The sequence below is a fragment of the Rheinheimera soli genome (genome assembly GCF_031457405.1).
Taxonomy (GTDB): Bacteria; Pseudomonadota; Gammaproteobacteria; order Enterobacterales; family Alteromonadaceae; genus Pararheinheimera; species Pararheinheimera soli_A.
The window spans coordinates 44,761-54,589 of sequence record NZ_JAVDWR010000022.1 but is presented as its reverse complement, the minus strand read 5'-3'; the positions used below and the strand labels follow the sequence as shown (position 1 = coordinate 54,589).

Sequence of the window (9,829 nt, the reverse complement as noted above, 5' to 3'; positions counted from 1 at the left end):
CTGGAAACCGGCGATGAATCAGTTCATCATCATGTACGGTGATCGTGTATCACTATGATAAACAGCCACTTACACAGAAAATTTTACATACTCGAACCTTGTTTAGCAATTGAGCAAAAAGATCATACAAGGCTCTTGAATTGTGAATCGCTGATTGAACATGAGCCTGTATTGACAACCTACCCAAATAAGAGGCGTCAAGTTCAAAAACAAGCATTAACTTTTGTTGTGTATTTGTTGGCTCCAAGTTTTTTATGCGAATGTATGCTTCAGCTTTGTGATACTCATAGATTTCTATCGTTTTGCTAATAGACCTGAGGTGGGTTATGCAATCGATTAAATGGGGCTGATGTTCTTGAGCAAACTCTTTGAACTTTTTCTCGTCAATCATTGATTAACTCCATATAACTTAGCCTTCCTTGTGTACACCCCACTTCAACTCAGAATTAAGATCTTATTCTGGGCATTCTCGGCATCTTTGGTTTAGCTTTGCGGTTATAGCATTTCTTGCAAATCTCTTTTTCCTTACCATCGATTTTCCAATGGTAAGTATGCTGTCTATACATCGATAACTGGCTTCGACAAGAATTGCAGTTACTGTCATTTGGCATTATGAAGAATAAAATAATAAGGACTGGCAGAAATACGATCGCGATCCCGATGAGTAAAACTTCATTCCCGTTCATCGATAATCTCCGTAACAATTAACCCTGCTTATCTAAAAAGCCCAGAAGCTCAAATCTTCGGTCCCAAAAACAGCAAAGCTTTCTTTAGCTGCAGACAATAACTCAAATATCTAATTTCTATTACAAATAACATTGCAGCTCAGGCAGTCAAAGAATAATCTAAACCTAAGTCACTTCCCTCCAGCCAACTGCTGTAAAAACTGCAACCGCTGCTTTTCTTCATCACTTAACACAAAAGGCTCGTCGCTGAGTTGGCCGAAGTTGATGGCTTCCACGGTAAAACCTGGTTCTTTGCTGTCGCCATATCTGTTGGATTCACCTGGCATGGCGGAGCGTAGTTCCAGCACAAAAGTGCCGAGCCAATAAGGACCACCTTGTTGCTGCAATACCTGTTTAAATGCTTTTAGATCCAAAGTTGCAGAACCTTCGGTCAGTTTCCCCTCTGCCGTCAGCACAGCCAAAGGCTGTTTGCTTTCGGTAAATAAATTGGCTCTTAAGCGATACATACCGGCTTTTTTCACATCCAGATTTACTGGGATCACTAAATCAGCGCCACGTGAACTGCTACTACCAATGCCGGTGATAGTGGCCACAGGAAAACTGTAGTCCAGCCCTGTTTGCAGTTGTTGGGTTTTGCCTTGAGCTTCAAATAACACCACCAGCTCCATAGCACCGTCCCAGTTTTCACTGGCATCAAACTGATGCGGCCATTCAGTCGAGTCTGGTGTGGCTGTTAAATCGGCTTGCGCCAGCACTTTTCCGCTTTGTTGTTCACGTAATTCAGCTCTGGCATGTTGTGGCGACAACCCATCCATCACCAAAGTAAAAACCACAGCTTCAGGGTAGCTAAAGCGGTATTTTGGCAACACCAGACTAGCGCTGGCACCCCCTTCCAGCGGCAAAGCCACTGTGTCAAAGTGATTGGGGTTGAGCAGTTGATGATCTGCAGCCGACAAAGGCCTGGAGTAAGGTGGATAACTTAGTTCAGCCGCATAGGCCTGCGACAACAGACTAAAACTTTGCTGCAATTCTTCCTGCTGATACTGATCCATCTGCACTGGTATAGCAGTTTGAACATCGGCTTTGGTCTGGGGTTCGGCAATAGCTTCAAGCTGAGGCTTATCCACCACAGCCACAGCAGTTTCAGCTTTGGGCCAAAACCAAAAAGCTGCCAATGCCATCAGCACCAGCAGCATCATAACCAAGACTTTTTTTGGCATTAATCAGCAGCCTGACTGACTAAAGACGACATGCTCTGACGATCTGAACCTGTCACCAATAAATAGTTCGAGGCAAATACCCACCAACCGCGTTTTTGCTGATAAGTCTGGAACTGCAAAGCTTCGTTGTTTAAGTAATTGGCTCTGGCATTGGCTGCAGTCACTTCACCATCGCGGCTGTCCTCAATCAGACCACTGTGGCTGTAGTCATTGCCCATCAGCATGGGGTAGTGGTACGGCATAAAGCCTTTAACACCACTGCTTTGGCTGGCCAGTTTGCCATCAAAAGCCACATTGGCACTGCAGCTGTCAAAAGAGCCGACAGCAGATGCACCACAACTGGAATGACTGGCGACTACACCATCGTCAGTACCAGGTAAAAATGGTCCTGTGGCATTTAAAAAGTCAGAACCCGCGCCCGCAAAACGTAAACGTGGCACACGACTGCTGGGGAAACTCGCCAGTTGTCGCGCTGTATTGACGCGTAAATCGTTCAACACACCTATATTGGAAGGTGATGGCATTTGGCCTAACCATAAAGATAAAGCAGCGCGTAAAGCTGCGTCTGTCCAGCTGCCGCCTCCGGCCACATTCACTGCTAAATCAGCCAGTTCAACACCACCACCAGCGCCGGCAAAGTCAAAACTGGCGATAATATTTAAAGGTTGTAAGCCCGCGTTTTGCAGCCATAAAGCCTGATTGTCGATGATATAACGGGTGACTAAATCGCCGGTAGAGTGGCTGACAAAAATACAACCATTGCTGCAGGTGCCTGCGCGGGATAATTGCTGCAGTTTTGGCCAGACATAATTGGTGGCAATTTTTCCGGTGATGCGTTCCTGTGATGGCCAGTCGATACGCGCATCAGCACGGCTTAACCAAAAACCAGCCCAGTAGTCAGCACCGTTGCTGGTCACATCAGTACCTACAGGCTTATCAGCCAAATTACCAGGCTGAAAACCATGCACTAACACCACAGGATGACCATTCAAAGCAGCAGAAAGCGGTAAACTCAGCAGAGCCAATGTGGCTGCCGTCATTTTTAATAGTTTCATTCGTTTGTCCTTGCTCTTGTCTGTGTAAATTTATTGTTTTATTTGCATCATTTCCGTGATGCCAAGTTACAAATCCCAGTACAAGATAGAACAGCTAAATGACGATGCAATGGCACATTTGCGTCCAACGGCGCAGATTAAGCAGCAAAATTTTACTATTATGTTTGAATTTTGAGCTGCGCCAATTGTTAACAAATAGCTAAAACTTCAGGCCAAAGCGGCGGCCAGACCAGTGGAATTATAAGTTTAAATTGCTCTGGTGTTTAAAGTGATTACTCGAATTATTTTTTGAGTTTGGTGAAATGATCAGGCTGCTGTAATGAGCAACTTCTCGACATGAGGTTTTTCGCGGTTCTCGGCAAACCATGCATCGTAGTTCGCTTGCAGATTGATCCACACAGCCACATTGCTCTCTATAGACAATGCGATACGTTGCGCTATTTCTGGCGTGCAGGGAGTATGACCGTTACAGAAGTTACTCATAGTTGTACGGGACAACCCCAGAGCTTTGGCTGCTTTAGTGACGGATATGCCATGTTCTTCTAAAATAGTGACCCGGAAAACAACTCCGGGATGGGTAGGACACCTGGTCATTTTTTCCATACTAAACTCCGGTTTAATTCCAAGGCTGCTATCGCTACTTTTTGGCCTTGATCTGTTTACCATGATAGTCGCTGTAATCGAGTAATACGGCGCCATCATCTTCAATTTCAAAGGTAATCCGCCAGTTGCCATTCACTTCAATTGAAAAAACACCAGCGCCCGCTCCAAGCTTTTCCGCAAACTTACTGCCAAAAATAGCTCGCAAATCTTTTGGCTGATGTGATGCATGGATGGTATCCAGCATTATTTCAAGTTTGGCTGCATGTATGGGCTGCACACCACTACTGTCGCCTTTGTAAAACAGGTTCTTCAGCCCCTTGTGACTAAAACTCTTAATAGCCATAAGCTATTCCTTCAGCCTCGCCAAAGTGTAAAGCATTGCTTTACACTTATCAATAAAAAGGTACTTTATGGAATAGCCTGAAAACTAATACTTAGCAACTATTAACTGCGTAACGCTGCTTTCTAGTCAGCCGTTTTGGCGAGCTCGATACCTGAAGCCACTATATTCGCCAGTTTAGCGCGCAGGTCGGTGATGGAAGTGTCGCGGTTGGGGTGAACACGATTTGATAATAAAATGATGTAGGTGCGGCTGGCCGGATCTATCCAGATACTGGTGCCGGTAAAACCTGTGTGACCAAAAGAGCCTGGTGGTAACAAATCACCTTTGGGTGCCGAGTAGCCTGTTTGCATATCCCAGCCTAAAGCCCGGCTTTGGTTGCCAATAACTGCCGGAGTGAGTAAACGTTGCACCGCCAGAGGTGATAATACGCTTTGGCCTTTTAGCTCGCCGCCATTTAACAACATTTGGGCAAATAAGGCTAAATCGCCTGCTGTGCCAAAAACCCCGGCATGCCCTGCAACTCCGCCTAAACGCAAGGCTGTTGGATCGTGCACCACAGCATGTAAATAAGCTTGGGCGTAGTTCGGCAATAGCTTTTGATAATCCGCGTCCCCTTGCAGGTTTTCGGTGGGGGCTATACGTTGTATATAAGCGACATCTTGCAAAGGCTTATCCAGGGGTAAGTAGCGGCTGTCTTTCATCTTTAATGGCTGAAAAATGCGTTGCTCTGCTAACAGATCCAAAGGCTGTTTTGTGATCTGCTCAACCACCAACCCCAATAAAATAAAGCCTATATCTGAATACACAAACTGCTGTTCCGGTTTGGTTTTTAACTTCAGCTTTGCAAGCGCAGTATCTAATCCGGCTTTGCCTTGCCAGAATTCACGCCTGTCAAAACCATCAGCTAACCCTGAACTATGAGTCAGCAATTGCAGCATAGTGATTTTTTTCACTTCAACATCATTGAGCTGTTTCAGGTAGTTGCCAACAGGGTCTGTTAAGCGCAACTCGCCCTGCTCCACTAACTGCATAATTAAGGTTGTGGTTACTACAGGCTTGGTTAAAGAGGCTAAATCAAAGACTGTATCTGGCGTAATCACAGGAGCTGCTGGTGAATAGGTTTTAAAACCAAAAGCCTTGCGATACAAAACCTGTTCGCCCCGCCCCACTAAGACCACAGCGCCAGGTAATTGCTTATCAGCTATGGCTTTTTCTACTAAAGGCGCTATGCGATCATAAGGTTCAGCAGCCAGAACTGCAGAACTGACGCAACACCACAGGGAAAATAATACGTTTTTGATTTTCATAAATTTTTCCCTTCCCTGCTGTGACCTACTCGCTGAACAACGCTAATAAATCCTGCGCTTCGCCTTGCCAGATATGGCTTTGGCCCAGACTGAAAATCTGATCGGCCAACCCTTGTTTAAACTGCTGTAACTGCTGTACTTTTTCTTCCACAGTTTTGCTGATAATCAGCTTATAGACAAATACCTGCTTATCCTGGCCTATACGGTAAGCGCGGTCTGTCGCCTGATTTTCTGCCGCCGGATTCCACCATGGATCGTAGTGGATCACTGTATCAGCAGTTGTCAGGTTTAATCCTGTGCCACCTGCCTTTAAGCTGATTAAAAATACAGAATTGTCGCCGTTTTGGAACTCGTCTATTTGTTCCTGGCGTTTTTTCGTCTGGCCTGTCAGCTTGCTGTAGCTGATATCCATATACTGCAATTCCTGCTCTATCAGGTTTAGCATGCTGGAAAATTGACTGAAGATCAGCACCTTACGACCTTCTTCAATCATCTCAGGCAAGGTATCACGCAGCCACTGCAACTTGGCATTATTCTGCACCATCTGAGCCTGTTCTATCGGCACCAAACGCGTATCACAGCAGGCCTGACGTAGTTTTAGCAGCGCGTCCAGATATTCAATATGACTGGCCGCCACCCCTTTACGCAAAAACAGTTCCCGCACTTTGGTTTCCATAATTAAGCGGATACTTTCATAAAAGTTACGCTGATCCGACTCCATATCCAGCAGCTGCAGGATTTCGGTTTTATCCGGTAATTCTGTCGCCACCTGCTTTTTAGTGCGGCGTAACATAAAAGGCGCTATCCGCTGACGCAGCGCATGAGCCCGTTCCGCATCGGCCGATTTTTCAATCGGCTTGCGGAAAACCTGCGCAAACCGTGCTTCTGTGCCTAATAAGCCAGGCAAGACAAAATCAAATAAGGCTTTGAGTTCACCCAAATGGTTTTCCAGCGGCGTGCCTGTTAAGGCCAGTTTAAAGTCGGCTTTCACCAGGCGTGCACTTTGCGCCGATTGCGAGCCGGCATTTTTAATATGCTGGGCTTCGTCCAACGCCATCAGGCTAAAATGATGGGTTTGGTAATAAGCTAAATCCCGTACCAGCAGCGGATAACTGGTGACTATTAAGTCGTATTTTTCCAGCTCGTCAAACAGCGCCTGACGCTTAGGGCCGTATAAAGTAAGGACTCTGAGCGAAGGTGCAAAACGAGCGGCTTCCTGTGCCCAGTTGCCCAGCAAACTGGTAGGGCAAACAATTAACGCAGGATGTTTCAGTACACCCAACTCTTGCTGATGCAGCAAAAACGCCAGGGTTTGCACAGTTTTACCCAGGCCCATATCGTCAGCCAGAATGCCACCTAAACCAAAACGGCGCAGAAAACAGAGCCAGCTTAACCCCTGCTGCTGATAAGGCCGCAGCTGGGCTTTTAAACTGAGCGGCGCTGCTACATCTTCAATGCCATCAAAATGATGCAACTGAGTGACTAACTGCTGCAAACGTCCGGCATTTAAATAACGGATTTCTTCAGCACCTGGGCCTGGCAATAAGGCGGCTTTGTAATCCGGCAATTCTATTTCGCTGGGTGTTTTTTTCAGGTTTAACAGTTCAACTATGGTGTCGATCAAAGGCTGAATAAGACTGACAGGCAAAGGCAATTTGCCTTTAGGTAAAGTCAGCCACAAGGTTTCATCAGCCGCTGGCAAACCAAAACTACGTAACCACTGAGTGATTAAAGGCAGCAGCGGAATTTGCTGGCCATCAATTTCGACCTGTATTGTTAAACCAAAACCACCAGTGTTTTTGTCTGTCACTTCCAGATAAGCTTTGGCGTGGATCACCGCCTGATTAAAGGCTTTGTCCTGTTCAATGCGCCATTCTTGCTGCTTTAGTTCGGGGATGGCTTGCAATAACGGCTGCCATAACAGCGGATTTTCCGGCCCTTCACCGCAATCGAAATAAGGTGTAGCGGATTGCTCAACTGGCACAGAACGTAAACCATACTGAGATACAGTTTCCAGTGCTTTAATTTCACTGTCACGGTCACGGCGGATAAACACCGTCTGGTTATCCAGTTGCAACTGGGTTTGGGATTGCTGTAAATCCAATGGCAATACATGCGGACCATACGCCATTTGTAATACAGCCACAGCTTTGCTGACTTTGTTTTTTTGCGTCAGTAACTTCAGCTGTAATACAGGTACTGGCTTACTTTCAATTTTTTGTACTGCACTGTCGTCCGGCATAGGTAAATTGAGCTTGGGGAAAATTTGCTGCAGCCGTTTCATGCTGTCCGGCAATACGGTGGCTGGTACAGGTGGCATGCGCATTAACAGCTTTAGCTCACGGCCTGTAATGTCGCTTTCGAGCAAACCCAACTGATTATTGACTAAGTCGAGGTAACAAGGCGGATCGGTATACACCAGTTCCAGTTCACGATCTTTAGGCATCAGTTGCAACAACTGCCAGCCGGCTTTGCTTTTTAACCAGCGTAATTGCAGCGGCAGTTGATCAGCCCAAAATAGTTCGCGGCGTTCTTCGTCCAGCACACAACGGCCTGTTTCCAGCATTTTTAATAGCAGCTGATAACCCCACTGATCTTCCAGCAAGGCCTGACGGCGTAAATCAAAAGCAAAAAACTGCTGCAATAATCTGTAATCATCTTCGGCCAGCCATAAGGGCCTCACTTGCCCGGAAAGCTCACTCTGGGCAATGATTTTACCTTTGCTGTAACTGCCATTTTTGGCTTGCTTCACTCGTTTGGGTAGCAGCTGTAAACCTAAGCTACTGGGGCGCAGTTCATACAGGACTGTATCTTCGGGGGTATTGGCTGCAACTGGCGGATTGTATTGTTCGGCTTCGCTAAACCATTGGTTTAACTGACGCACTGGCTGCTGCACTGACTTTTGTTGCAGCTGATCCAACTGATGTTTCAGCTTTAACAAGGCCGCCAGCACATGTTTGCATCTGTTACCTTCAGAGCAGGTGCAGGAATCTGTCAGTTGCACCTGACCATCCCGCTCTGATATCGAAATCAGCTGTTTAAAAGGACTAAAGCCATCGCCCCACACCTGACTACGAATTTGCGAAAAGTCAGCTTCGTAATCCAGCTGCACCACTTTTCCGGCCAGAAAATAAGCCCGCGCCTTGTGAAAGGTAGCAGGGTGAAACCAGAGTTGTAACTGCTCTGCAGAGACAGGAAAAACAAAATCAGCCGTCATACGCCAAATTTTTTAAAACCAAATGGCGTTTATGCTACCTCAATTTGGCAGGCAGCCAAAGCAGGCATTTCACCACACAGCGCTTCTGTGGCTAAATACCATAACAATTAGACAAATTATTAATAAAAAACTCTTCAGACGCTTGAACAAGCCTGCATAATAATCAACAATCAACAAAATTACGTTCATTACTGGCCACTATGATTATCAGTCTGCGGTTTTCAAATTTTTACAGCTTTGCTCAGGAAACGAATATTTCATTTGAAATTGGTAAAAAGCCAGCCTTATCCAACTATGACCTAAAGCTGGAGAATGGCCGTCGCCTGAATAAAGTTACAGCTGTAGTGGGAGCAAACGGTTCAGGAAAAACTCAGCTGATTAAACCACTAGCCTTTCTTAGCTGGTTTGTCTGTCACTCCTTTTTGGGAAATAAACCAGAGGATCCTATTCCTTTTCAACCACATGCACTGTTTAGCGCTAAAAACAGTGAATTTGAATTGCAATTTTTGCTGGGCAATGAAGAGTTTCGTTACCGGCTGGTAATTAACACGAATAAGATCGTGCACGAATCTCTGCACAAAAAAACCAGTCATTTATTTAGCTATATTTTTAGTCGTGACCTGAAAGCTGATGGATCAGGTTTTGATATAAAGCAGCAGGGTTTCAGCTTTGCATCCGCACAGGCAAAAGCGATCCGAAGCAATGCTTCATTGCTTTCTGCAGCCTATAACTACGATGTACCGGAAGCTGCAGATTTTGTGAACTACTTCCACAAGATGATTTTTAATCTGAACGTGTTGGGTCGCCGTAATTTTAACCAAAGTGACCTGTTTGACAGTGCTGAGCTGTTTTATCAAAACTCGACCTTAAATCAACATATGCAGCAAATTATTTGTGAGTTGGATTTAGGTATGGCTTCTGTCAGGATCAGTGAAGCAGAAGCCCGAAATAACTCAGGAGAGATAAGTACTCTGTATATTCCCAGCGGCATTCACCTTTTAGGGGAAACCTCGTTCGAGTTACCTTTTTTTGAAGAATCCAGCGGCACTCAATCAGCCTTTGTCTTATTAAGCAGAATTCTGCCGGTACTTGAACAAGGTGGTATAGCAATCATCGACGAATTAGACAACGATCTTCATCCTCATTTGTTACCACACCTGATGGACCTGTTTAAATTTGAACATAGCAATCCGCATCAGGCACAGCTAATTTTTACTTGCCACACGCCGGAAGTACTTAATCTGTTAAAGAAACATCAGGTCTATTTAGTGCAAAAAGACCAGCAAAAAAGTGAATCGTGGCGTCTCGACGAAGTTGCCGGGCTCAGAGCTGACGATAACTTATACGCAAAATATATGGCAGGTGCCTTGAACGCTGTACCTGATCTGTGAGGGACTG

General features: G+C 45.6%; 8 protein-coding genes. 1 reads left to right on the top strand and 7 read right to left on the bottom strand.

Features of this window, described 5'->3' with window-relative positions; all coding sequences use genetic code 11:
• Positions 1–52: 52 nt before the first annotated feature.
• The 7 genes from J2W69_RS18800 to J2W69_RS18770 form a co-directional block, all read right to left on the bottom strand.
• Entirely contained in the window at positions 53–391 is a 339-nt protein-coding gene (locus tag J2W69_RS18800; protein WP_310281387.1) for a hypothetical protein, read from the bottom strand.
• Positions 392–856: 465 nt separating this feature from the next.
• Positions 857–1,906 (bottom strand): hypothetical protein, encoded by a 1,050-nt coding sequence (locus J2W69_RS18795; RefSeq protein ID WP_310281385.1) that lies wholly within the window; start codon positions 1,904–1,906, stop codon positions 857–859.
• Positions 1,906–2,961, bottom strand: a complete 1,056-nt coding sequence (locus J2W69_RS18790; protein ID WP_310281383.1) for a hypothetical protein — start codon at positions 2,959–2,961, stop codon at positions 1,906–1,908. The genes J2W69_RS18795 and J2W69_RS18790 overlap by 1 nt, the downstream gene beginning before the upstream one ends.
• Positions 2,962–3,267: 306 nt before the next feature.
• Positions 3,268–3,555, bottom strand: a complete 288-nt coding sequence (locus J2W69_RS18785) for a HigA family addiction module antitoxin (protein ID WP_310281381.1) — start codon at positions 3,553–3,555, stop codon at positions 3,268–3,270.
• A gap of 43 nt (positions 3,556–3,598) precedes the next feature.
• A complete protein-coding gene (locus tag J2W69_RS18780; RefSeq protein ID WP_310281379.1) occupies positions 3,599–3,907 on the bottom strand; it encodes a type II toxin-antitoxin system RelE/ParE family toxin in 309 nt (102 codons plus the stop codon).
• Positions 3,908–4,029: 122 nt separating this feature from the next.
• Entirely contained in the window at positions 4,030–5,214 is a 1,185-nt protein-coding gene (locus J2W69_RS18775; RefSeq protein WP_310281377.1) for a serine hydrolase domain-containing protein, read from the bottom strand.
• A 25-nt stretch (positions 5,215–5,239) separates the two neighbouring features.
• Positions 5,240–8,431: a DEAD/DEAH box helicase gene (locus tag J2W69_RS18770; protein ID WP_310281374.1), complete on the bottom strand. Its 3,192-nt coding sequence runs from the start codon at positions 8,429–8,431 to the stop codon at positions 5,240–5,242.
• A gap of 200 nt (positions 8,432–8,631) precedes the next feature.
• Here J2W69_RS18770 and J2W69_RS18765 point away from each other — a divergent pair, with 200 nt between their 5' ends.
• The gene (locus tag J2W69_RS18765) at positions 8,632–9,822 is read left to right on the top strand and encodes an AAA family ATPase (protein ID WP_310281372.1); all 1,191 of its coding nucleotides are present in this window, start codon (positions 8,632–8,634) and stop codon (positions 9,820–9,822) included.
• The last annotated feature ends 7 nt before the right edge of the window (positions 9,823–9,829 follow it).

Coding starts and splice junctions, on each gene's coding strand:
- J2W69_RS18800 (WP_310281387.1), bottom strand. CDS start 391: ATGATTGACGAGAAAAAGTTCAAAGAGTTTGCTCAAGAACATCAGCCC.
- J2W69_RS18795 (WP_310281385.1), bottom strand. CDS start 1,906: ATGCCAAAAAAAGTCTTGGTTATGATGCTGCTGGTGCTGATGGCATTG.
- J2W69_RS18790 (WP_310281383.1), bottom strand. CDS start 2,961: ATGAAACTATTAAAAATGACGGCAGCCACATTGGCTCTGCTGAGTTTA.
- J2W69_RS18785 (WP_310281381.1), bottom strand. CDS start 3,555: ATGACCAGGTGTCCTACCCATCCCGGAGTTGTTTTCCGGGTCACTATT.
- J2W69_RS18780 (WP_310281379.1), bottom strand. CDS start 3,907: ATGGCTATTAAGAGTTTTAGTCACAAGGGGCTGAAGAACCTGTTTTAC.
- J2W69_RS18775 (WP_310281377.1), bottom strand. CDS start 5,214: ATGAAAATCAAAAACGTATTATTTTCCCTGTGGTGTTGCGTCAGTTCT.
- J2W69_RS18770 (WP_310281374.1), bottom strand. CDS start 8,431: ATGACGGCTGATTTTGTTTTTCCTGTCTCTGCAGAGCAGTTACAACTC.
- J2W69_RS18765 (WP_310281372.1), top strand. CDS start 8,632: ATGATTATCAGTCTGCGGTTTTCAAATTTTTACAGCTTTGCTCAGGAA.